Source organism: Methylorubrum subtropicum (assembly GCF_038442325.1).
Classification (GTDB): Bacteria; Pseudomonadota; Alphaproteobacteria; order Rhizobiales; family Beijerinckiaceae; genus Methylobacterium; species Methylobacterium subtropicum.
This window is the reverse complement of record NZ_JBBXMW010000014.1, coordinates 69468-90300: the sequence shown is the minus strand read 5'-3', so window position 1 is coordinate 90300 and position 20833 is coordinate 69468. Positions and strand designations below refer to the sequence as shown.

36 protein-coding genes are annotated in these 20833 nt (G+C 68.2%); 20 read left to right on the top strand and 16 right to left on the bottom strand.

Annotation, left to right across the window (positions count from 1 at the left end; genetic code table 11):
- Window position 1: 1 nt before the first annotated feature.
- The 14 genes from AAHG03_RS18890 to AAHG03_RS18825 all read right to left on the bottom strand — a co-directional run bounded on the left by AAHG03_RS18890 (window position 2) and on the right by AAHG03_RS18825 (window position 7098).
- Complete coding sequence (locus AAHG03_RS18890) at window positions 2-376, bottom strand: hypothetical protein (protein ID WP_342152391.1); 375 nt, start codon at window positions 374-376, stop codon at window positions 2-4.
- Window positions 373-750, bottom strand: a complete 378-nt coding sequence (locus AAHG03_RS18885) for a hypothetical protein (RefSeq protein ID WP_342152389.1) — start codon at window positions 748-750, stop codon at window positions 373-375. The genes AAHG03_RS18890 and AAHG03_RS18885 overlap by 4 nt, the downstream gene beginning before the upstream one ends.
- Complete coding sequence (locus AAHG03_RS18880) at window positions 744-1121, bottom strand: helix-turn-helix domain-containing protein (protein ID WP_342152388.1); 378 nt, start codon at window positions 1119-1121, stop codon at window positions 744-746. The genes AAHG03_RS18885 and AAHG03_RS18880 overlap by 7 nt, the downstream gene beginning before the upstream one ends.
- Window positions 1118-1510, bottom strand: a complete 393-nt coding sequence (locus AAHG03_RS18875; protein WP_342152386.1) for an HNH endonuclease — start codon at window positions 1508-1510, stop codon at window positions 1118-1120. Before AAHG03_RS18875 ends, AAHG03_RS18880 begins: the two co-directional genes overlap by 4 nt.
- Window positions 1507-1803: a hypothetical protein gene (locus AAHG03_RS18870; protein WP_342152385.1), complete on the bottom strand. Its 297-nt coding sequence runs from the start codon at window positions 1801-1803 to the stop codon at window positions 1507-1509. The genes AAHG03_RS18875 and AAHG03_RS18870 overlap by 4 nt, the downstream gene beginning before the upstream one ends.
- Before the next feature lie 12 nt (window positions 1804-1815).
- Window positions 1816-2874: a hypothetical protein gene (locus tag AAHG03_RS18865; protein WP_342152384.1), complete on the bottom strand. Its 1059-nt coding sequence runs from the start codon at window positions 2872-2874 to the stop codon at window positions 1816-1818.
- Window positions 2871-3002 (bottom strand): hypothetical protein, encoded by a 132-nt coding sequence (locus AAHG03_RS18860; RefSeq protein WP_342152383.1) that lies wholly within the window; start codon window positions 3000-3002, stop codon window positions 2871-2873. Before AAHG03_RS18860 ends, AAHG03_RS18865 begins: the two co-directional genes overlap by 4 nt.
- Window positions 2974-3171 carry a hypothetical protein gene (locus tag AAHG03_RS18855; protein WP_342152382.1) on the bottom strand — a complete coding sequence of 66 codons (198 nt, stop codon included), beginning with the start codon at window positions 3169-3171 and terminating at the stop codon, window positions 2974-2976. The genes AAHG03_RS18860 and AAHG03_RS18855 overlap by 29 nt, the downstream gene beginning before the upstream one ends.
- Before the next feature lie 5 nt (window positions 3172-3176).
- Window positions 3177-3746: a hypothetical protein gene (locus tag AAHG03_RS18850; RefSeq protein WP_342152381.1), complete on the bottom strand. Its 570-nt coding sequence runs from the start codon at window positions 3744-3746 to the stop codon at window positions 3177-3179.
- Window positions 3747-3812: 66 nt separating this feature from the next.
- Window positions 3813-4496 carry a hypothetical protein gene (locus AAHG03_RS18845; protein WP_342152380.1) on the bottom strand — a complete coding sequence of 228 codons (684 nt, stop codon included), beginning with the start codon at window positions 4494-4496 and terminating at the stop codon, window positions 3813-3815.
- A 192-nt stretch (window positions 4497-4688) separates the two neighbouring features.
- Complete coding sequence (locus AAHG03_RS18840) at window positions 4689-5456, bottom strand: hypothetical protein (RefSeq protein ID WP_342152379.1); 768 nt, start codon at window positions 5454-5456, stop codon at window positions 4689-4691.
- Window positions 5435-5938 carry a hypothetical protein gene (locus AAHG03_RS18835; protein WP_342152378.1) on the bottom strand — a complete coding sequence of 168 codons (504 nt, stop codon included), beginning with the start codon at window positions 5936-5938 and terminating at the stop codon, window positions 5435-5437. Before AAHG03_RS18835 ends, AAHG03_RS18840 begins: the two co-directional genes overlap by 22 nt.
- 3 nt (window positions 5939-5941) lie before the next feature.
- A complete protein-coding gene (locus tag AAHG03_RS18830) occupies window positions 5942-6439 on the bottom strand; it encodes a hypothetical protein (RefSeq protein WP_342152377.1) in 498 nt (165 codons plus the stop codon).
- A gap of 14 nt (window positions 6440-6453) precedes the next feature.
- Window positions 6454-7098, bottom strand: a complete 645-nt coding sequence (locus AAHG03_RS18825; RefSeq protein WP_342152375.1) for a S24 family peptidase — start codon at window positions 7096-7098, stop codon at window positions 6454-6456.
- 85 nt (window positions 7099-7183) lie between these two features.
- Here AAHG03_RS18825 and AAHG03_RS18820 point away from each other — a divergent pair, with 85 nt between their 5' ends.
- Genes AAHG03_RS18820 through AAHG03_RS18810 form a run of 3 tightly spaced genes read left to right on the top strand, consistent with a single transcriptional unit; the run spans window position 7184 to window position 8105 of the window.
- Window positions 7184-7426 carry a hypothetical protein gene (locus AAHG03_RS18820; RefSeq protein WP_342152374.1) on the top strand — a complete coding sequence of 81 codons (243 nt, stop codon included), beginning with the start codon at window positions 7184-7186 and terminating at the stop codon, window positions 7424-7426.
- On the top strand, window positions 7423-7842 hold the full coding sequence (locus AAHG03_RS18815) for a hypothetical protein (protein ID WP_342152372.1): 420 nt from the start codon (window positions 7423-7425) through the stop codon (window positions 7840-7842). The genes AAHG03_RS18820 and AAHG03_RS18815 overlap by 4 nt, the downstream gene beginning before the upstream one ends.
- Window positions 7839-8105 carry a hypothetical protein gene (locus AAHG03_RS18810; protein WP_342152371.1) on the top strand — a complete coding sequence of 89 codons (267 nt, stop codon included), beginning with the start codon at window positions 7839-7841 and terminating at the stop codon, window positions 8103-8105. Before AAHG03_RS18815 ends, AAHG03_RS18810 begins: the two co-directional genes overlap by 4 nt.
- A gap of 270 nt (window positions 8106-8375) precedes the next feature.
- On the opposite strand, the gene AAHG03_RS18805 is transcribed toward AAHG03_RS18810, so the two are convergent.
- Window positions 8376-8621: a hypothetical protein gene (locus tag AAHG03_RS18805; protein ID WP_342152369.1), complete on the bottom strand. Its 246-nt coding sequence runs from the start codon at window positions 8619-8621 to the stop codon at window positions 8376-8378.
- Window positions 8611-8775: a hypothetical protein gene (locus AAHG03_RS18800; protein ID WP_342152367.1), complete on the bottom strand. Its 165-nt coding sequence runs from the start codon at window positions 8773-8775 to the stop codon at window positions 8611-8613. Before AAHG03_RS18800 ends, AAHG03_RS18805 begins: the two co-directional genes overlap by 11 nt.
- 136 nt (window positions 8776-8911) lie before the next feature.
- Between AAHG03_RS18800 and AAHG03_RS18795 the strand changes: the two genes are divergently transcribed.
- The 17 genes from AAHG03_RS18795 (at window position 8912) to AAHG03_RS18715 (ending at window position 20823) form a co-directional block, all read left to right on the top strand.
- On the top strand, window positions 8912-9277 hold the full coding sequence (locus tag AAHG03_RS18795) for a hypothetical protein (RefSeq protein ID WP_342152366.1): 366 nt from the start codon (window positions 8912-8914) through the stop codon (window positions 9275-9277).
- Window positions 9274-9561 (top strand): hypothetical protein, encoded by a 288-nt coding sequence (locus AAHG03_RS18790; RefSeq protein WP_342152365.1) that lies wholly within the window; start codon window positions 9274-9276, stop codon window positions 9559-9561. Before AAHG03_RS18795 ends, AAHG03_RS18790 begins: the two co-directional genes overlap by 4 nt.
- A 60-nt stretch (window positions 9562-9621) precedes the next feature.
- On the top strand, window positions 9622-10155 hold the full coding sequence (locus AAHG03_RS18785; protein WP_342152364.1) for a Ros/MucR family transcriptional regulator: 534 nt from the start codon (window positions 9622-9624) through the stop codon (window positions 10153-10155).
- Between the two features lie 5 nt (window positions 10156-10160).
- A complete protein-coding gene (locus tag AAHG03_RS18780) occupies window positions 10161-10721 on the top strand; it encodes a RusA family crossover junction endodeoxyribonuclease (RefSeq protein ID WP_342152362.1) in 561 nt (186 codons plus the stop codon).
- The gene (locus AAHG03_RS18775; protein ID WP_342152360.1) at window positions 10718-10915 is read left to right on the top strand and encodes a hypothetical protein; all 198 of its coding nucleotides are present in this window, start codon (window positions 10718-10720) and stop codon (window positions 10913-10915) included. The genes AAHG03_RS18780 and AAHG03_RS18775 overlap by 4 nt, the downstream gene beginning before the upstream one ends.
- A complete protein-coding gene (locus AAHG03_RS18770; RefSeq protein WP_342152358.1) occupies window positions 10912-12315 on the top strand; it encodes a DEAD/DEAH box helicase in 1404 nt (467 codons plus the stop codon). The genes AAHG03_RS18775 and AAHG03_RS18770 overlap by 4 nt, the downstream gene beginning before the upstream one ends.
- The gene (locus AAHG03_RS18765) at window positions 12312-13358 is read left to right on the top strand and encodes a DNA-methyltransferase (protein ID WP_342152357.1); all 1047 of its coding nucleotides are present in this window, start codon (window positions 12312-12314) and stop codon (window positions 13356-13358) included. The genes AAHG03_RS18770 and AAHG03_RS18765 overlap by 4 nt, the downstream gene beginning before the upstream one ends.
- A 3-nt stretch (window positions 13359-13361) precedes the next feature.
- Window positions 13362-13577 (top strand): hypothetical protein, encoded by a 216-nt coding sequence (locus AAHG03_RS18760; protein ID WP_342152355.1) that lies wholly within the window; start codon window positions 13362-13364, stop codon window positions 13575-13577.
- Window positions 13577-14983 carry a replicative DNA helicase gene (locus AAHG03_RS18755; RefSeq protein ID WP_342152353.1) on the top strand — a complete coding sequence of 469 codons (1407 nt, stop codon included), beginning with the start codon at window positions 13577-13579 and terminating at the stop codon, window positions 14981-14983. Before AAHG03_RS18760 ends, AAHG03_RS18755 begins: the two co-directional genes overlap by 1 nt.
- A complete protein-coding gene (locus tag AAHG03_RS18750; protein WP_342152351.1) occupies window positions 14977-15915 on the top strand; it encodes a DUF1376 domain-containing protein in 939 nt (312 codons plus the stop codon). The genes AAHG03_RS18755 and AAHG03_RS18750 overlap by 7 nt, the downstream gene beginning before the upstream one ends.
- Window positions 15912-16166 (top strand): hypothetical protein, encoded by a 255-nt coding sequence (locus AAHG03_RS18745; protein WP_342152349.1) that lies wholly within the window; start codon window positions 15912-15914, stop codon window positions 16164-16166. The genes AAHG03_RS18750 and AAHG03_RS18745 overlap by 4 nt, the downstream gene beginning before the upstream one ends.
- 47 nt (window positions 16167-16213) lie before the next feature.
- The gene (nusG, locus tag AAHG03_RS18740; RefSeq protein ID WP_342152348.1) at window positions 16214-16906 is read left to right on the top strand and encodes a transcription termination/antitermination protein NusG; all 693 of its coding nucleotides are present in this window, start codon (window positions 16214-16216) and stop codon (window positions 16904-16906) included.
- 453 nt (window positions 16907-17359) lie between these two features.
- Window positions 17360-17941, top strand: coding sequence for an HNH endonuclease signature motif containing protein (locus AAHG03_RS18735; RefSeq protein ID WP_342152346.1), 582 nt, complete (start codon window positions 17360-17362; stop codon window positions 17939-17941).
- Window positions 17938-18129 carry a hypothetical protein gene (locus tag AAHG03_RS18730; RefSeq protein WP_342152344.1) on the top strand — a complete coding sequence of 64 codons (192 nt, stop codon included), beginning with the start codon at window positions 17938-17940 and terminating at the stop codon, window positions 18127-18129. Before AAHG03_RS18735 ends, AAHG03_RS18730 begins: the two co-directional genes overlap by 4 nt.
- 127 nt (window positions 18130-18256) lie before the next feature.
- Window positions 18257-18853, top strand: coding sequence for a hypothetical protein (locus AAHG03_RS18725; RefSeq protein WP_342152343.1), 597 nt, complete (start codon window positions 18257-18259; stop codon window positions 18851-18853).
- 59 nt (window positions 18854-18912) lie between these two features.
- Window positions 18913-20559, top strand: coding sequence for a terminase large subunit (locus AAHG03_RS18720; protein WP_342152467.1), 1647 nt, complete (start codon window positions 18913-18915; stop codon window positions 20557-20559).
- A 66-nt stretch (window positions 20560-20625) separates the two neighbouring features.
- Window positions 20626-20823 carry a hypothetical protein gene (locus AAHG03_RS18715; protein WP_342152342.1) on the top strand — a complete coding sequence of 66 codons (198 nt, stop codon included), beginning with the start codon at window positions 20626-20628 and terminating at the stop codon, window positions 20821-20823.
- The last annotated feature ends 10 nt before the right edge of the window (window positions 20824-20833 follow it).

Below are 20833 nucleotides of genomic sequence, written 5' to 3'. Positions count from 1 at the left end.
CTCAGCCCTCCGCGCCGGCCCGATGGGCGGGTGATGGGGTGGGGGTGAACAAGTCGAGGTCTTCGGGAAACCGCTGCCAGCGACCGCCCTCGAAGGCGCAGGGACCGCCTTCCATCTCCATCCACTGATGGCCCGGCATCGGGACACCGAGAGCGACTCCGCCGATGAACACCTCGACGATCGCAGGCAGTCCGTCGAACATCCTAAGCTCGGCGCGCGCCCGGCGCTGGCGTCCAGACCCGACGTAGCGGGCCGAGACGATCTCCTGAAACGATGGCGGGACGCCCGGCGGCAGGCAGGCGAGAAGCACGGTTCTGACGGCCTCGGACGCGCCGCCGCCGCCCGCGAAGCTGTCGATAATGAGAGGTCCGCTCACTTCACCCCCTCCCTCTCTCCAAGGGACTCGGCTTCGCGCTTGAGGGTGCGGCAGTGACGGGCGGGAGGAGCGCCGGAGATCGCGGCCAGGGCGCGCGCCATGAGGCTTCCGGCCGAGGGCGATCCGGGCGCGGACCGGGCCTCGTTCTCGTCGGCGGCGAACTGGCGGATGAAGGCGACGAGCCGTTCGGCGTTGGCCAGCACCTCGGCATCGCGCTGCGCTACTTGGACGAGGCTGTAGGTCTCGGGGCAGTCGGGCGGAACGCCGATGCTGGCCGCCTCACGGCGGTAGCGGTCGTGGCGGACCACAAGGCTCTGAAGGCCTGAGGAGAGGCCGGACAGATCGAAGCCAGCGAGGTCGGACGCGCTCAGCATGTGCGCGCCTCCGGAGTGGCGACGATGCGCTCGATGGCGTCGAAGCGGGCCGGCGTGAGCTGGCGGCAATTCTGTATGTGCTTGTGTTCCCGCGGCGTGAGCGAGCCGCGTCCGGGCGCACCGGTGAGCAGGAAGGTCGGATCGGCGTCGAGGAGTGCCGCGATCTTGGCGAGCGTCGGCGCCTTCAGGGTCCGCACGCCGCGCTCGATCTCGCTGAGCGCGGTTGAAGCCATGCCGACAGCGATAGATGCCTCTTGCTGCGGGATGCCCTTGCGTCGGCGCGCCGTGTAGATGCGGCGGCCGATTTCGAAATCGTCAGGGTTAACGGGCCGGGGCATGGGTGCGCGCCTTTCCTGATGCGAGGGGTTCATCGTCGGGTGACGCGGCCGTCGAAGCCGCGCTTGAGGCCGGAGGCTTTGGAGCCCGGCATGGGTCGGCCCTTCGGCCGCTCGAAGCCGAGGATCGAGCGCTTCTGCGACTTGGCGTCGGCGATCACCGCGAGGTCACCGTTCGGCCCGTGTGTCTTCGCCTGGGCGCAAGCCTCGTGGACGATCGCCCGGTTGCCGAAGTCGTTGGTGCCGCCGAGGCCGAGCGCGCGCAGATGCTCGTCGATCAGCCGCTTGCCGGGCCGCATGAAGAGGCCGCACAGCGGGCAGATGCCCTTCTGCTCCTCGTAGAGTTCGAGCTTCTGCGAAGGCGTGAGGGGCCGACGCGCGGTGGTGCCGACGTCCTCGTATGTGACGGCGTCGCAGCGGATCACGACCGATCCCCCATCGCAGCAAGGGCCGCCTCGACAAGCTCACCGGTGGCAGGAGCGAGAGCGGTATCGGTGTCGGGATCGCGGCAGTCGGATCGGACGGCGCGAAGGGCCTTGAGCACGGCCGAGCGCGCATCCAGCGTGCGCGACACGTCGGCGGCGATCTCGGCGCTGGTCTTGGTCGCCATCGCCGATGTGCGCCAATCCTCGGCCGTCCCGGCAAACTCAATCAACGCCGAGGGGTCGCCGGGTATGGCGCTGAAGACCAAGATGTAAGGCGCGTGGGTGTCGGCCATGGCGCGCCTCCCTCAGTACGAGATGCTGACGTGCGGGACCGCCTTGCGGGCGATCATCGTCACGGCGAGCTTGGCGACCTCTTCCGCGATGCCGCCGGCCACCAGGGCGGCGACGGCCTCGCGATTGACCTTCCCGCGGCGACGGGCATCCGCCTCGCGTCGGGCAGCTTCAGCGGCCACGCGGGCGGCCTCCGCCTCGGCCTCGCGCTTCACGCGCAGTTCGGTCTCGGCAGCGCGGCGCTCGGCAGCCTCTGCGGCAAGCCGCAGCTCCTGTTCCCGGCGGGCGGCGGCGTCGCGCTCAGCCTGGGCCCGAGCCTCGACCCGCGCAGCCTCGGCGGCGATACGGGCCCGCTCCTCTGCTGCCGCACGCTCGGCCTGCGCCTGGCGCTCCGCAGCCTCCCGCTCGGCACGGGCCCGCTCGGCGGCGATGGCCTCGGCGCGGATGCGCTCCTCTCGTTCGCGAGCGGCGCATTCCTCGGCCTCTTGGCGTAGTCGGGCGCGCTCGGCCTCCTCCGCATCGAGGCGGACGCGCTCCGCCCGCTTGCCGCGCAGCTCGCGCAGGGCCGTGTCCTTCGCCATGGCGTACTCGGCGGCGAACTCCTCGAGGGTCGGGCCGATGGCGAGGTCGTCGAGCGCCGCGGTGGCGGCGTCGATTGCGGCGACGGTGGCGACAGACGCGGGCAGGCTGTAGAGCCGGGCGATCTCGGCCCGGTGCCGGGCAACGCGGGCGGCCTCGGCCTCCTCCCACTCGGTAAGAGGCTTGCGCACCTCGTCGCACAGTCCTTCGAGGATCGACCACGTGCGGCGGCGGCAGGCGTCAATCTTGCCGGGGATCAACTTCTGTTCGGCGGCAAGCGCCTTGCCAATGGCCTCCAAGGAGGTCTTCGTCTTCGTGATGCGGAACGCGAAGCTCTTCACCTCGGCGCGGCCCTTCGCCGTCGAGATGTCGGCGGTGAAGCCGTCCACCTCGGAGCGGATGCGGGCGATGAGCGGGTCGATCCCACCCTCGGTCGTAAAGACCTGAAGCGCCGTCTGCGGTGACGGCATGGGGATGAGTTCGGACTGGCTCACGGCTGCAGGCTCCACAGCCACCCGCTGCCGATGACGGCGGCGATGATCGAGCCGGGGCCGGCAATCGCGATGGCGAGCGCGGTCAGGTTCAGGCGCGGCTCAACGGCCGCCGACGGACGCGGAATCATCGTAGACCTCGGGGCAGGGGGTGTTGCCGTTGGCCGGCGCCGGCGGGTGCTGGCGCTCGTCTTCGTTCAGCGCGTGCGTCTGCGAGACGATCACCAGAGTGACGGTCGCGAGCACGATGGCGGCGCAGGCGACGGCCAGCGCGAGGCCGGCCATGAACTCGGCGGTCATGGCGGTCAGGTCGCAGCCGGGCTGACGAAGCCGGCCTGATAGGCGGCGGCCGAATAGGAGGCGTTGGCCGCCGCCGAGCGCCCGTAGTCGTAAGCTTCGGCCTCGCGAGTGAGATCGGCACAGGGCGCGGTCTCGGTGGTGCCGTAGAGGGCGGCGGAGATGGCGTCGCCGCGGTCGTGGGCGGCCCGCATGCCGGCGGCGTCGGCAGCCTCGACCGCGTCGACCCGGCGCATCGCAGTCGCCAGGATCGCTCGATTGTTGCGCTCGATGCGGGCGGGCAGCACAGCCGCGAAATCGGTCTCGCTGGCGAAGGTCACGGACGTGCCGGCCAGCGCGTTGCAGAGGACGGCGCGCAGAGCGATCACCTCCTCCTCGAACCGCATGCGGGCGAGGTTGGCGTGGTGTGCGCCCCGGGGCCCGAGCTGCGCGCTGGTCGCGTCGTCGATGGCGACCTGGCGGACGATCTCCACGATGCCGGCGATGGCGATGCAGGCGCGGCCGGCAGCGTCGGCGAGGTCGAGAGAGGTGAGGGCGGTGGTCTCAGCGGAATCGGTGGGGCTGAACGGCGCGCACATGGGCGGACCTCGGGCGGCTGGAGGGAATGGGGCAGGCACGGCGGAGGGGAGGGGCGCCGATGCGTGTCAGGCGGCGGGCGCGGCCAGGGGCTCGCGGAAGCCGGCGCGGCCCGCGATGAGATCGACGTCGTGGACCAGGCGGCGCCCGGCGCCGGCGGCGTGCAGCGCGTCGGCGAGTTCGCCCGCGGCCTCGTGGTTGACGAAGAAGCGGACCAGCGTGGACTTCACCGTAGCGGTGCGCAGATGGGCCGCCGCGCGGGCGGCGTCGGCACTGCCGGCATCGGCGGCGGCGTCGAGCTGCGCAAGGATGCGCTCGAAATCGAAGCCGCAGAGATCAACGGGTCGGCCCGCGGGCTGCTCCGTGCCGGCGATCTCGTCGAGACGAGCGAGGCCCTGACAGAAGCCGTCCACGCCGCGCTTGCGCAGGTAGGTGGCGAGCGTCTTGGCCTGGGCAGGCTCGGGCGACACGGCGACGAAGCCGGAGCGCTTGGTCCGGATGGTGCGGTCGAGGATGGCGTAGGCCGAAGCCGCGCCGCCGTCGCCGGCCCGCTGGAGCCGCAGCAACGCAGTCGTCAGGCGCTTGTGCTCGTCGTGCAGGAAAAAGGCGGCGAACGGCTCCTTCTTGGCGGCCTCGGCCTGCTTCTCTCTCGCGCGCAGGGCGCTGTCGCTGCTGCGGTTGCGGCGACGGCGCGTGAAACGATCCTCCCCCGAGGTCAAGTCGGTGACGGTCGGGATGCGAGCGAATGACATCGGGGAGGGCTCCACCGCGAGGGGCGATGGAAGCACTATAGGAATAGTCCTATTTTGACGTCAATAGGATTTTACCTATCGGCGGAAAATTGTGGAACGGCATCTCCCGTGGCGCCGTGGGCACAAAAACCCCGCACAAGGCGGGGCGGCGAGGATATCGAGAGTGGCCGGATAGCGGTCGCCGTAATGCGCTTATGCAGCGATCCGACGAAACGCCTCGTCAGACGCCGTTGCGTCGATAATTCTGGCGGTGCGCCCCAAGATTAGGCGCTGGTCCTGCCGAAACAGAGAATGGCGAGAGAGCACCGCAACCGTGTCGGGCGCGCCGGGAAGCCGGGCGACGTCGTCCAGCTTGAGGTAGGCCGACGACACCGAGACTGCCGACGGCGTGACCGCGGCAAAGAGAACCGTGCGCTCACCGAGGCGAGCGGCGGCGTCGAAGAGCCATGCATGCGTGGATGCGCCGGACACCTGCGGACGAATGTCTACCCTGTCCGATCCGAACACGCTGATGAGCCGGTCGGCAAGGCCGGTCCGGAACCGGCGGTCAAGTCGCTCGGCCTGCCGCTCGGCCACGAGCTGCGCGGCGCGCCGCGAGGCGTCGGCGACGATTGCCATGAAGCCGGGCAGCGCTTCGGAGGGCGCCTCGATCTCGAACATCTCGTGGCCGTCGAAGCGCACGCCGCATCGCTCGGCCGTCTCCCTGGCCGCGCGGTGAAAGAACTCGCTGGCGCCGGCCATGTCCGCCTCTGCGCAGGCGCCGCCGTCGTCGGTGATCATGAAGCCCTTGCCGCCACCGCCAATGCGAAGGCCGACGCAGCTGCCCGATGGGTAGAGGACCGGAAGCGTTACGCGCGCATCGAGGCCTGGCCCGCGGCGGACCTGGATCAGCGCGCGCGCTGCCTTGTCCGCTATGGCGGACAACGGCGCGCTGTGGGTCAGATCAGGGTGGGCGACCATGGCGGCAGCGGTATCGGCTCTCGTAGCTCTAAGCGGAAGGTATCACAGACATAGGCAACAGCGCTCGAAAAGTCGGGCGGCTCCGGGTCGATCGGCATGCAGACCGGAAGGTTGTGCGTCACCATCATCGCAAGCCCAAGCTCAGCGTTTTCCTCGAACGGGTGCAAGCCGGTCCCGCTGCTGAGCCCTCGCAGGGGGCCAAACCTGTTGACGTGGGGTCGGGGCGGGCGCCAATCGAACCGCGTGACGGGAAAAGTGTGGCCCGGAACCGAGAGGCAAAGCTGGAAGCCCACATGCTCGTTCGGCAGCGCCGCGGCGGCTGTGAGGTGAACTTCCATGTTTTGATCGGGGTGCTCCGCCAGTGCGGCCAGGGCGAACGTCCGAGGCCGCGTGCCAGCGCGCCAAATCAAAGGGCCGACGACGACTTTCTCGGCGGCGAGCGCGGTGCGCATGCGCGAAATGATCGCCGCCGAGTCGACCATAGGTCAGCGGTTCATGATGATCTTGGCCGTCTGGCCTTGTGCGACTGTAACTTTTTGGTTGAGGACGCCGCCCTCATCGGACATGCCGTAGCGCCCCTGTGGCACCTGCCAAGCCACCTTGGTCACAACCACGTAGTTTCCAGGCGGGATTTGATCGAACTCAAAGTTTCCAGTAGCATCCGCCGTTGTGGTCTTTATGTACTGCTTGAAGTTAAGCGTGTCTGTGGATTGGTCGATATTTTGCCCTGATTTCACTGTTGCAAACGCTTCTTCAGTGTAGGGGGTCGCAACAAACAGCCCCACCTTTTCGCCAGCCGCAGTGACTACGCCGCCGCCGACCTGCCGCATGAAGGCCTGTCCCTGTATGCGGGACGTGCCCTTTTGATTGACGCGGTTGAGGATTTTCGGGTCGTCAGGGGTTGCTAAGAGCTTTACCGGAGGCTTTTGCGATACGCATGCCCCGAGCAATCCAACTGCAACCAGAGCAAACAACTTCTTCATAATCACTTCTCGCTTTAGATCTGGCGACTGAACCAGATAACTCTGCCGATCACTTTGATGCGACTTGCCTCAACTGTGTACTTTTCATGCACTGTGTTGTCGCTGATCAGCACAATTTTCCTGGGCCGCGACAACGGTACCGCCTCCAAGCGCTTGATCACCGCTGTGTCGTCCAAGTTGACAGCGAAGACGCCCGGCTGCGCCACATTGACATCATCAAGATCGACCATGACGCGGTCGTTCGGCTTAAACGTTGGTTCCATACTATCGCCAACAACGCGAACGATGATCAGGCGAGTGGGGGAGACTGCGAGGACATTGCGCAAAAACGCGCCGGGAAATGGCCATTCCTCAACGACACGCTTCTCGTCGAATGGCGACCCGCCACCCGCGGACAGGTCAAGCTCATATTCAGGCACGATGACAAAGTCTCCGGGCAACCCGGATCCGTCATCCTCAAGCCCCAAGTCGTTCGGACTCACGCCGATCATGGCAGCGAGGGCTTTTTTGTCTTTATCTTTAAGCGTTTTAGGAACACCGCGCTCTAAGTATTGTTGTAGATAGGCGTGGTTCTTGCCGAGAGCCTTCGACAGCTTCGACAGGTCCAAAGTTTTGTTCCGCGCCACTGCTTCGCGGATCACGTCGCGCTCGTCGGCCATAGGCACAACCCTAAGCCGCCGCTTGCCGTGCGTCGAATAGGCAGAATCCTCTTGCAAGATAGGAATAGTCCTATAGATTGGCGGCATGATGATGACCGTCGGCGAATTTCTGCAGCGCGTAGAGGATCACCTCGCCGTCTCCGGCATCACGCCGACGCGCTTCGGCATCACGCTGGCTAACGACCCGAATTTCGTTCGTGATCTCCGGGCTGGGCGCGTCCCGAACCTCGAACTGGCCGGACGGGTCATCGCTCACATTGAGGCTGCGGCTAGCAGCGGCCAGGCCGTACCTGCTGAATCCCCCCAGCCTGCGAGGGCTTCCGCATGAGCCCGCACCCCGCCTTCCAGCGCGGCGTCGGCTACGGCGACCGCTTCGATGCCGAGATCTCCGACGGGCTCGCTCAAGGCCTCAACCTCAAGCAGATCGCCGCGCACATCGGCATCGGCGCTTGGTTCGTCGGCCAGCGGGCGCGCGTCCTCGGCTATCGCAGACCCGAGAAAGCCCCGCGGCTGCGCCCGATCCAGAGCGCCTACACGCCCTCGCGCCTCGCTCGCGCCATGCGCCAGCGCCTCTTCCTCCTCGACCGTGACGGCCTCGACCCGTCCCATGGCGTCGCCTGCCTTCATCTCGCGGGCCTGACGCTGCCCGAGATCGAGGGCGCGACCGGGTTTCCGGCTTCGGCCGTCATCGCGGCGGTGCGCCAGCATTGTGCGCCGCTCGGCGCTACGGGGGCTGATCGATGAAGCTCGCGTCCACCGAACTCGTGAACGATCTTCCGCGCTGCCGCGTGCGCGCGGACGCCTCGGTCGCTGGCCTGTTCCCGCGCACGATCATGGTCGCCCGGATGCTCGCCGGCGGCCTGGGCGTAGACGAGATTGCCTACGCCTTCGGGATCAATCGCAACGCCATCGGCCGCGAGCGCAAGCGCTTCTGTGGGGCCACCGGCGCCGTCACACAGCGCGACATCGTTCTGGCCTGCCGCCGCTTCGGTCTGGAGCCGGTGTGACATGGCCGCGATCTCCCGCACCTCTCATTTCCCCATCCAGCGGTCGCTTCACCGGCCGACCGCCGGATCGCGCCCGACCCTTGTCATTCCCACAGCGTCGGGGTCGGGCGCTTCTCGCTTCACTGGAGGCCGCCATGGTCATCATCAAAAAGCAAACTTGGATCGAACGGGGAGCGTCGTGCGCGCTTCATTGGATCTGGATTTGACCGTCGCGATCAGCGTCACCGGAACCGGCCGGAGGCCCGGAAGCGCCGTGGGATTCGGCGCACCCTATTGCAGCCCCGCCGGCGCCTCGCTCGCCCCGGCTGCCCTCGCCACGCTGGCGCACGCATCCTGCGCCGCGCCAAGCAGAGCCGGATCGCGCCGCACCACCGCGGCCATCGCGATCTCGACGTGCGTGAGCAGGCCCGCCCGCGCCTCGGGCGCCCGCTCGATCTCCCGCCGCACCAGCCACGTCACCATGGCGTGCAGCGCCAGGAGCGAGGCGGCTGCGCCGCTGTCGTCGTCAGCCCCCATGCCGTTTGCCCTCCTGCACGCGCCAGCCGTGCGCGCGCTTCACCCCGTTCATCATCTTGCGACCGCGCTTGCCGGCGCTGTCGCTCGTCTTCGCCGCCGTTGGGTTGCCGCCCGCGGCGTCGGTCTGTCCCTGCGCGTTCGGTCCTGCCGCCAAGCCGGGTCCGGTCGCGTCCGTGTGTTCGCCGCGTATCCCTTTCCCTCTCTGCTTCATCTGCGGCTGCCCTCCAGTGCTTATCAAGAAAGCACGGGGTTTTTTGCAGATGTGCAAAAAGTGTTTGCGGAAAACGCAAATGGCTAACCAAGACGTCGTTCGCGCTCAGGGCTGGACGACCGAACTCATTCGCTGGGAGGCGGAGGGTTGGGGCGACGCCGGCAACGCGATGGGCCGCGTGGCCCGCAGCGCCGGCATTCCGTTCAGAAAGCTATGGGCGCTGAAATACCGGCCGCCCAAGACGATCGCCTCGCACATCCTGTCCGCGCTCGAAGCCGCCCACGCCGCCGAAAAACAGCGGCAACTCAGGAAGCTCGCCGCCGATGCCGACTGCACCGAAAGCCTCGCCGCCGGGTCTCGCCGCCATTCTGTGGAGCAGGCTCGTGCTGTTCTGCGACAGGCAGTGGATGCGGCTTCTACGGTGGCTGAAGAGGGCCGCCCATGACTAGCGACCTCACCGTCGAACTCGCGAGCGACGGCCTCGTCTGGCGCGACGCCACGGGCAGCATCGTCGCCTCCATCACCGCCGTCGCCGGCGTGGACGAAGTCGCAGTCGTCATGCGCGGCTTCCCGCCCGAGGTCTGGTCGATCGCAGCGACCCAGCACCTCTCCGCCGTCCTGTCCGAGGTCGCCCGCAATGCCGGGATCGCGGCCCGGTTCGACGATGTCGAGCCGATGGTGCCGCGCCGAACCGCGCCGCCGGCCGACGCCGCCGCGCCCTGGGGCTGACGCCTCACCGCTCCCGCCGCCGGGCGGCTCCCGGCATCTCAAGAACCTTAGGAGCCCGTCATGACCGAGTCCATCGGCGACAAGCCGTTCCCGATCCTCGAAGCCTGCGCCGTCTTCGATCCGACGCTGAGCTACACCGCCGACATCGTCTCCGCCTACCTCGTTAAGAACCCGACGACGATCGAAAGCCTGCCGAAGCTCATCCTGTCGGTCAGCAGCGCGCTCAAGGCGTCGGTCGCGGTGGACGTGCCGGGCCAGGGCGGCACGCCAGCCCACGCCGAGCCCGCGGTCGAGAAGCCGACCGAGGCGCAGATCGCGGCCTCGATCACTCCCGACGCGCTCATCTCCTTCCTCGACGGCAAGCCCTACAAGACGCTCCGCCGGCACCTGACCACGCACAACCTGACGCCCGAGGGCTACCGCGCCCGGTTCGGCCTGCCCGTCGATTATCCGATGGTCTCGCCGAACTACTCGGCCGCCCGGTCCGAGCCGGCGAAGGCGGCGGGGCTGGGCCGCGGTGGCGCGGCGCCGGATGCCGATGCCGGCCCGAGCGCGGGCGACACGGCCCCCGCCGACGAATCCCTCGCGGCCTGACGCCCATGCGCGCGCCCGGCTCCACATCCCGACGCACGGGCGCGCGCCTCAAGCCTGAGGAGCGCCCGCAATACGCGCAGCGCCCCATCGTACCGGTGGTCGAGCTGCGCTTCCCGCTCCCGCCGAGCACGAACACCCTTTACGCCAACGTCCGCGGCGGACGGATCAAGACGCCGCGCTATCGGTCCTGGCGCCAGCAGGCCGTGCTGGCGATCGAGCTGCAGCGCCCGCGGCCCGGCCGCATCGCCGGCCCCGCCGAGGTCGAGATCATCCTGCCCCCGTTTCAGGGCGACCCGGACAACCGCATCAAGCCCTGCATCGACGCGATCGTGACCGCGGGCGTCCTCCCCGACGACGGTGCCCGCTTCGTCCAGGCGATCCGCACCGCCATCGACAAGGCCGCGACCGATGTCCGCGTCGTCCTGCGCGCCCTCGCGGTCGAGCCCGAGGACGCCGCCGAGATCGAGACCCGCGCCGCGCTCCATCAGAGCCCCACTTACATCGCCGTCGCGCTCGGGCTGAGCCAGGGGCAGGTCGAAACCGTACTTGCCGGGAGGGCGCGGTGAGAGCGCCCGCGGCCGACCCGCATCCGATCGTCGCCGACCTGAACCGGCGCACCGTCGCCCGCCTCTGGGCGGAGCGGAAGGACACCATCGACATCGCCGAGGCCACGGGCCTGCCCGAGGCGGAGGTCTGTCAGATCCTCGCGCACCTGCAGGACGAGCGGCACGCGGCACGCATCGCCGGAGCCCGCCCATGAGCCTCGAGGCCTATCACGCCCACATCGCCCGCAAGCGCGTCGAGGCGCAGCCGTCGGGCCTCACCCACGTGCCGGCGCTGCATTCGGCCCTGAAGCCGCATCAGGTCCACTGCGTCGAGTTCGCCCTGCGCGCCGGCCGCGCTGGGCACTTCCTCGATACCGGCCTCGGCAAGTCCTTCGCCGGCCTCGAATGGGGCCGCGTCGTCGTCGAGGCGACCAATCGCCCGGTGCTGATGCTGGCGCCGCTCGCCGTCGGCCCGCAGCACGCCCGCGAGGCCGAGCGGTGGGGCATCGACGCCGGCTATCGGCGCGAGCCGAACTCGGCCGATCGGGCCCGCATCGTCATCACGAACTACGAGCGACTGGACCGCTTCGACCTCGACGCTTTTGGCGGCGTCGTGCTGGACGAGGCCTCCATCATCAAGAACTTCACCGGCGCGACCACACGGCGGCTGATCGAGGCCTTCGCCCGCACGCCGTTCCGCCTCTCGGCGACGGCGACGCCGGCCCCGAACGATCACATGGAGCTGGGCCAGCAGGCGCAGTTTCTCGGCGTGATGGACAGTAACGAGATGCTGACCCGCTGGTTCGTGACAGACCACCGCGAGATGGGCCGCTATAGGCTGAAACGCGCCGCGGTGCGCCCGTTCTGGGAATGGGTCTCGTCCTGGGCGCGCTGCGTCGCCAAGCCCTCGGATCTCGGCTTCTCGGACGAGGGCTATGCACTGCCCGAGCTGCGCACGGCGCGTCATACCATCCGCGTCGATCGCGCCGAGGCCGCGGGCGAGGAGCGCGACGGCCAGGGCCGGCTCTTCCGCATGCCCGACCTGTCGGCAACATCGCTCCACCGCGAGAAGCGCCTGACCGCGGAGGCGCGGGCCGCCCGGGTCGCCGAGATCGTCGCGCGCGAGGCGGATGAGCCGTGGATCGTCTGGTGTGACACGGACTATGAGGCCGACGCGCTGGCGGCCGCGCTGCCCGGCGCCGTCGAGGTGCGCGGCTCCATGTCGGCCGACGTCAAGGAAGAGCGCCTGGATGCGTTCTCCCGCGGGGCCGTTCGCCACCTCATCAGCAAGCCGAGCGTGGCGGGCTTCGGCCTGAACTGGCAGCACTGCGCCCGTGTCGCCTTCGTCGGCCTCTCGTTCTCCTACGAGAGCTACTATCAGGCCGTCCGCCGCTGCTGGCGCTTCGGCCAGACCCGGCCTGTCGATGTGCATGTGGTCGCCGCCGACACCGAAGGCGCGATCGGCGCCGTCGTTGCCCGCAAGGCTGCCGACCACGACGCGATGAAGCGGGAGATGACCGCCGCCATGGCGCGCGCGTCCCGCGCCTCCGCCGTCCTCGAAGACTACCGCCCGTCCCTCAAGAGCACGCTGCCCGCGTGGATGGTGTCCGCATGACCGAGATCCCGTGCAACGCCGTCGCCGCGGGCGACGCCTGGACCTTGTGGAACGCCGACTGCGTGGAGGTCCTGGCGCGCCTGCCCGAAAACTCCATCGACTTCAGCGTCTACTCTCCCCCGTTCGCCAACCTCTACATCTACTCCGACTCGGCCCGCGACATGGGCAACGTCGAGACGGACGAGGATTTTCAGGAGGCCTACAGCCATGTCGCGCGCGAGCTGCTGCGCGTGATCCGGCCGGGCCGGCTCGTCTCCATCCACGTCAAGGATCTCGTCTACTACTCGAACGCCAGCGCCAAGGGCGACCGCGGCCTCATCGACTTCACCGGCGCCTGCATCCGCACCCATCTGCGCGCAGGCTGGACGCTGCACAGCAAAACGACGGTCTGGCGCTGCCCGGTGCGGGAGATGACGAAGGCCAAGCCCGACGGCCTGCTCTACAAGAACTTCCGCACCGACGCGGGCCGCGTGCGCCAGGGGCTGCCCGAATACATCGTCACGTTCCGCAAGTGGGACGACGGCATGGCGGAGACGGCGCCCGTCACGCACTTGCCCGGCCTCTGGCCGGAATGGGCCGGGGAGGGCGCCCGCTTCGTTTCCCGTCGAGCGGCCTCGCACGAGGACCTGCCCGACTACGCCGCCCTGTCCGACGCCAAGCAGAAGCAGGACCCGCGCTATCTCGAGTCCCTGGATGTGTGGCAGCGCTGGGCTTCCCCGGTATGGATGGATACCAACGAGACCAACGTCCTCAACGCCAAGCAGGCGCGCGACCCGGAGGCGGAGAAGCACCTATGCCCGATGCCGCTCGACCTAATTGAGCGCTGCATTCGGCTCTGGTCGAATCCCGGAGACACGGTGCTGTCGCCCTTCGCCGGCATTGGCTCCGAGGGTTACGTCGCGCTGAAGACCGGCCGCAAGTTCGCCGGGGTCGAGCTGAACCGGGCCTACTACGCGCAGGCTGCGCGGAACCTCGCTGAGGCGGAGGCTTCGGCCGGGACGCTGTTTTCGGCTGCTGCGGCCCTGCCCGTCGCCGCGGAGTAAGCCATGAGCGTCATCGACCTCGATGCCGAGCGCGACCGCCGTCAGGCTGAAGCATGGGCGCGGTATGCCACTGCCCGCGAAAAGGCGGACCGGACACTCGCCTTCGCGGACGGTATGGCCGCGCAGCAGGCCTACCGCGAGTTCATAGACCTCTGCATGACCCCCGCGCAGCAGGCCTTCGTTCGCGGCACCGTCACGCCGATCGGAAGGCGGGCGTGATGTCGGCCGCTGACGCAGCGTTCGAGTTCGGCCCTCACTCAGTTGAGTCGGAGCAGGCGCTCCTGGGCGCCATCCTCATCAACGCAGCGGCGCTCGACGGCGTGCGCCATCTGGTCGAGGCCTCGGACTTCGCCGAGGCGGTGAACGGGCATCTCTATGAGGCGATGTGCCTGCGCCGCGACGCGGGCGAGCCCATCGATATCCGCCTCGTCAAGCTGACGGTTGGCGACCGTGATCTCGGCGGCATGACCGTGGGGCAGTATCTCGCCGCGCTCGCGGGCGGCGCCACCACCGTCATCAACGCCCCAGGCTACGCCCGATCCATTCGGCACGCCGCGCAGATGCGCCGCGTCCTCGAGACCGCACAGGCCGCCGTCGGTGCGATGACAGGCGGCGAGATCGCCGACCCTGGCGAGTACGCCGCCGGGATGGTGGACGAGCTCGACGCCGTCATCGTCGCGAGCCATGGCCGCAGCGTGCGCCGGATGCGGCTCGGCCAGAGCGCGGCCGCAGTGCTGGATCGCGTTCGGGAGGCACAGAGCGGGCGGGCGCAGCGCGGCGCGCCGTTCGGCTTACCGGGGCTGGACCGGGCAACGCTCGGCATGCGCGACAATCAGCTCCTGATTCTCGCGGGCCGGCCCGGCATGGGAAAGACGACCGCGGGCATCCACTTCGCTCTGTCCTCGGCACGGGCCGGGTACGGCGTCGGCTTCGTCTCGCTCGAGATGGACGACATGGAGCTCGCCGAGCGTGCCCTGGCCGCCGTCGCCTACGATCGCCGCGACCCGATCAGCTACCGCGCGATCGCACAGGGCGTGGACATCGGGGAGTCGGCCTACCGACGTCTCGACGATGCGCGTCGGGCACTGGATCGGCTGCCCTTCGAAATCGAACAGCAGCCCGGCCTCACCGTCAGCCAGATCGCGGCCCGCGCCCGCAGCCTGCGCAATCGCTTCGAGCGGGCCGGCCATTACCTCGGCCTGCTGGTGATCGACCACATCGGTCTCATCGCCCCCTCGAAGCGCTACAGTGGCAATCGCGTGCAGGAAATGACCGAAATCTCCGGGTCGCTGAAGCGGCTGGCGAAGGAGCTCGGCATCCCGATCCTGGCGCTGTCGCAGCTCAGCCGCGGCGTCGAGAGCCGGCCCGACAAGCGGCCCGTGCTGTCCGACCTGCGCGATTCCGGCTCGATCGAACAGGATGCCGACGTGGTGCTGGGCCTGTTCCGCGAAGCCTACTATCTCGAACACGTCGCAGAGCCGACCACCGAGCAGTTCGACCGGCTTAACGTCGTCCGCGATACCCTCGAGATCGAAATCCTGAAGCAGCGCAGCGGCCCAACCATCCGCGTCGAGTGCTTCTGCGACGTGTCCTGCAACGTGCTTGCGGAGGCGGCCCGATGGTAGGCTTCTACAAGCACGACATCCCGGCCTGGATGGACGGGACCGAAGCCCTCAGCGACGGCGCCTATCGGGTCTACCACGTCGTCATCCAGCTCATCATGCTTAACGAGGGCCCGATCGCGCTGAACGAGCGCGGTCTGGCCGGCCGGTGCAATCAGACGCTCAAGCTGTTCCTGCGTCACCTCGACGAGCTCGTGCGAGCCGGCAAGCTCGTCGTGGCGGCCGGGCGGATCGAGAATGCGCGGGCCGCTCGCGAGCTCGATTCCGTCCGAAAAAACCGGGAAAACGCAGGAAAGGGCGGAAAAATCTCAGGTCAGCGGCGAAATCCGTCGGCTGACCTGGAAAACGAGCCCGCTAAGCCATTGGAAAACAACGATCAGGACGAAGCACCGCTTCATAAAGATCGAAGCCTAAAAGAGAAGAGAAGAGAAGACTCCCCCAAAGCCCCCAAGGGGGCCGAGCCGGAAGGCTTCGCCGAGTGGTGGGAGGCCTACCCTCCGCGGGATGGCGCGAACCCTCGAGCGCCGGCGGCGGCACGGTACGCCCTGGCCTTGAAGGCGGGTGTCTTGCCGGAAACCCTCTTGGCGGCGGTGCGAGCTTACGCTGCCGAGCTGCGGCGTGCCGGCAAGACGAACACGGAATACGTCAAGCAGGCTCAATTCTGGCTCAGCCCGAAGGATCGGCAATGGGAGGACTACGCCGCGAAGGCTGAGGCCCTGGCCGCGCGCCAAGCCGGCACCGCCCCGGGAGCGGCGGACATGCTCGCCAGCCTCTCCGACGACCGCTGGAGGTCCGAAGTGCAGATGTGGCGCAGTCGCGGAGGTCACTGGCCGCTCGGGCGTCTCACGCCGCCGCCGGACACCCCTGGTACGAAGGTGCCGCCATCGATCCTGGCCGAGTTCGGTCTCGCCCCTCGCTCACGAGCTGCAGCATGACCACCCTCGAAATCACCGACCACGCCCTCCTTCGCTGGATGGAGCGCGTCCACGGCGTCGATGTCGAGACGTGGCGCCAGCTGATGCGGGCTGAACTCGCAGCGTCCCTGGGGGCCTACGACGGCCGCGGCGACCCGTCTGCTGCCGGCTTCGTCGTCTGCGGCCAGACCGTCGTCACGGTCGTCTCGCCCGGGTGCCGGACATCGAGAAAGCCCGGGAAGGCGTCCCTGCGCCTGCCCCGCGTCGCCTGACGCCAGTTTTCCACCCCCTCCCGTAGCGTATCGAGGAACAGCCGATCATGCCTGCCAGCCGGAACGGAAGAGGCTTCGACGCCAAGGCGACGCCGCAGCACGACGCCAAGATTGCGGCCGAGGTGCCGCTGCCCGAGGAAGAGCGCAACAAGGTGCCTGACATCGCCGCCGCCGGGAAGCGCTGGTACGTCTGCATGACGGCGCCGCAGCGCGAGTTGAAGGCTGCGCAGAGCCTCCGCGAGATCGACGGCGCCCCGTTCCTCACCTACGTACCCTGCGAGTTCTTCTGGCGCCGGCCGGAGCGCGGGAATCTGAAGCTGCCGCGGCGCGAGTTCCAGCGCCCGGCGATGCGCTCCTACATCTTTGTCGGCGCGCCCGGCGGCATCGGAGACGAAGAGCTGGCCCTGCTGCGCGAGCGCGACGCCGAGGGTCGCAACCGGCACGGCCTCGTCAGCATCCTCGGTTCGAACATGCGGGGCGCCCTGGAGATCGGGCGCGTCGGCCTCGCGTGGCTGGAGGGGATGGCGGACGCTGAGCGCAGCGGCGCGACGGCTCACGCCCCCACGGCGCCGTTCGAGCCAGGCGACAGCGTCAAGGTCACGACCGGCCCCATGGCCGGCTTCACCGCCCGTGCCCTTTTCACCGACATGCAGGCCGAAGAGGTCGTGGTCGAGATCAGCCTGCTCGGCAGCACGACGGAGGTCCGCTACCCCTTCGACCATGTGCACAAGGCGGCGTGAAGCCTATCGGACGCTTGACCTGAGATAGAGCGGCGCTATTGTCCGCCCTGCGCCGATTGCAGAACAATACGGACGGTTCGAGCGCGAGAACGGATGTGAGGCCGCCGCAGGCCCTGCCGCTTCTCACCGTTGGAAAGTTGCGCCCCGAGCGACAGGATCGCTACGGGGCTTTTTTATGTTTGGGATAGGGCATGGGACGAGAGAGGGGCCCGAAGGCCCCTTCCATCAGGCCGGGAGGAAGATCAGGTCCCGGTTGGTCTTGCAGTAGTAGCTCGCCATCTGAAGGGTGAGGCCGCTGCTGATCACCGTCTTGGTCTTGATGTTGAAGAGCTTGTAGGTCACTTGCTGTCTCAGTCTCTGTCTGTGCTTGTAGTTATACAGGCAAATACTTGGGACGTCAACAGTAAAAAGCGGATCAGGCGAAGTATTTTCGAGATCAGGCAAGGTCATCCCATGCCGAGCCAAGATCGCAACGAGTGGACCGCCACCGGCCGCACCCGCCTTCGCGGCCTTTGGTTCGGCCGCTTGGCCTACGAGGTCGAAGAGACCCGCATGGTCAACACGTGGATCCCCGGAGCCCCGCACAGCCCCATGAACTGGCGCCCGGCCTATCGCTGGCGGCGCGTCCCGCTGCACGGGGTCATCGCCCTTCAGGGCACCAGGGACGGCGAGCGGATCGCGGCGCACGTCGAGGGTCGGGAATGGAGCATGGCCCGCCTCACTACCCTTCAGCCTCGCCTCGGCACCCTCGACACGAGGACAGCTCGCCCGGCCCCGAAGCGCGCCGATCCCGAACTGCTGACGGCTGATCACAGGGCATGGCGCCTGGAGGTCCTGAAGCGCGCGCACTGGCGCTGCCAGTGGCCGGAATGCGGGGCACAGGGCGGACGTGGCGGGGTCAGGCTCTACGCCGACCACATCGTCGAGCGGAAGGACGGCGGCGCTCCACTGGACCCGGCCAACGGACAGGCCCTCTGCCCCAAGCACCATCAGATGAAGACGGCGCAGGCGAGGGCGGAGCGGATGGGCCTATGAGGCAGGCCAAGGTGACGGCGGCGGACGTCCTGAAGGCCCGCGCCGATGCGCTCTACTGGAATATCATGCTCGGCACCGGCGGTGGGCCCTCGGGGATCCTGAGCGGGCACGCGACCCCGGAGCGGCGCACTCGACAGCAGCGCCGGCGCGCCGAGAGGCAGGCCCGCAAGCGCTGGGCGGCTGCCTGACCCGAGAGGGAGGGGTGGGGTGCAAACTCTGGGCGGGCAGGGGCCGGCAACCGCATGGGGTTGCATTCGCAGATTTTTTCCCAGTGGGTGAGCGCGAGGCCTGCGGAGTGCTGCGGACGTTCTGACGATGGCGAAGCCGAAAAAATCCATTGACTGGAAGGCGGTCGAGCGCGATTACACGAAAACAGCTTTGCCTGTCAGGGAGTTGGCGCGCTGGTACAACTGCGACGAGAAGGCAATTCGCCTGCGTGCGAAGGCCGAGGGGTGGGTCCGGCCCGGCGCCGAAACTCCGCAGCCCACTCCGCACGATCCGCAGACCTTGGCCGACGCGGTGGCGCCCATCGTGGAGCGCGTCAGGCCTGAAGCCGCGCCCGTGGACGCCAGTCCCGAGGCGATCATCACCCGCGGCCAGTCCCTCGCCGTCCGGATGCTCGACGAGCTGGAGGCCGACACCGCCTACATCGGCGAGATTGAGCAGGCGATCGAAGATGCGACGCCCGGCAAGGATGCCGCCCGTCGGCGGGATGCGATGCTGAAGGCGGTGAGCCTGTCGAGCCGCGCCGGCACCCTGAAGAACCTCGCCTTGGCCGCCAAAACGTTTGCCGAGGCCGCGGCGCCGGAGGGTAAAAAGAAGCAGCGGCAGGCCGCAGCCGACCAAGCGACGGCTGGCGGCGGCAAGTTCGCCCAGCGTAGCGGTCCGCGGCTGGTTTCGAGCAACCCGTGAAACCTGAGTGGACGACCGCCTGCCCGGATTGGGAGAAGCGCATCGTCGCCGGGCGGTCGATGATCCCGTTCAAGCCGCTGTTTCCGGCGGCCGCGCAGGATGCGCTGGACGTCTTCAAGTCGCTGCGTGTCGTTGATCTGCCTGGACGGCCGACCTTCGGCGAGGTCAGCGAACAGTGGGTCTTCGATTGGGTCGCGGCCATCTTCGGTGCCTATGACGCCGACAAGGGCCAGCAGCTCATTCGTGAGTTCTTCCTGCTCATCAGCAAGAAGAACACCAAATCGACCCTCGGCGCCGGCATCATGCTTACGGCGCTCATCATCAACTGGCGCCACGAAGAAGAGGTGCTGATCCTCGCGCCGACGATTGAGGTCGCGCAGAACGCCTACAAGCCCGCCGCCGCGATGGTGCGGGCGGACCCAGAACTTGACGCGGCGGCGGGCGAAGGTGGTTTCCTGCATGTGCAGGACCACCTCAAGACGATCACGCATCTCAGCACGCGGGCGGCCCTAAAGGTCGTCGCGGCGGACACTGACACGGTTTCCGGCAAGAAAGCCGGGCGCATCCTGATCGACGAGCTGTGGATCTTCGGCAAGCGGCCGAAGGCGGATGCGATGCTGCGAGAGGCGACCGGCGGCCTCGTCTCTCGACCCGAGGGCTTCGTCATTTCGCTCTCGACGCAGAGCGATGAGCCTCCGGCCGGGGTGTTCAAGGCGAAGCTCGACTACTTCCGCGACGTGCGGGACGGCAAGGTCGTCGATCCGAAGAGCTTCGGCCTGATCTACGAGTTCCCGAAGGCCATGGTCGAGGCGAAGGCCTACCTCGACCCCGACAACTTCTACATCACCAACCCGAACATCGACCGGTCCGTCAGCCGTGAGTGGCTGGAAGACGAGCTTCGGAAGGAAGAGGCCAAGGGCGAGGACACGCGCCGCACCTTCCTCGCCAAGCATCTCAACGTCGAGATCGGCATGGGCCTACGGGCCAACCGCTGGTCCGGCGCCGAGTTCTGGGAGCGCGCCGCAGAGCCGGGCGGCCTGACGCTTGAGGATCTGATCGACCGCTGCGAGGTCGTCTGCATCGGCATTGACGGCGGCGGCCTCGACGACCTCTTCGGCCTAGCTGTGGTGGGTCGAGACCGCGTCACTCGCGATTGGCTCGCCTGGACGCACGCTTGGGCCCACAAGGGTGTGCTGGAGCGCCGCAAGAGCATCGCGGCGAAGCTGAACGAGTTCAAGGCGGCCGATGAGCTGACGATCGTCGCCGACGAGTTGGACGACATCTCGGCCATCGTCGCCATCGCGGAACGCGTGAAGGATGCGGGCCTGCTGGCGTGTGTCGGTGTCGATCCGGCGGGCTTGGGCGAGCTGATCGAGGCCTTTGCCGAGGTCGGCATCACCCAGGACGACAAGCTCCTGATCGGCGTCTCGCAGGGCTACGGCCTGATGAACGCGATCAAGACGGCGGAGCGGAAGCTGGCGTCGGGCACGCTGCGGCACTCGGGCTCCGGCCTCGCCGCGTGGTGCGTGTCGAACCTCAAAATCGAGCCCACCGCCACCGCGATCCGGGCGACGAAGCAGAACGCGGGTGACGCCAAGATCGACGTGGCGATGGCCCTGTTCAACGCGGTGGCGCTGATGGCGACGAATCCCGAGCCGGCCAACACCCGATCCGTCTACGAAACGCGCGGCCTGCGGGTCGCCTGACCTCATCCCTTCCGCCAACCCTTGCGGCGCCCTCACGGGCCACTGCCGCATGTCTGTGAGCGACCCATGAACTACGGCACCAATGATCGGAAGGCGGAGGTCGAGCGGGCCGGCCGTCAGCCGGGCGCCTCCCGCGTCGAGCAATCCCCGCGTCCTGTCGCAGACACCGAGATCTCGCCGGAGGGGCGGCAGCGGGGCCGCGGTGAGAGCGGTGAGAGCGGTCGGTCCGGCCGCCTCGACGATCTCCAGTGCCGCTACCGCTGACGCCGCCACA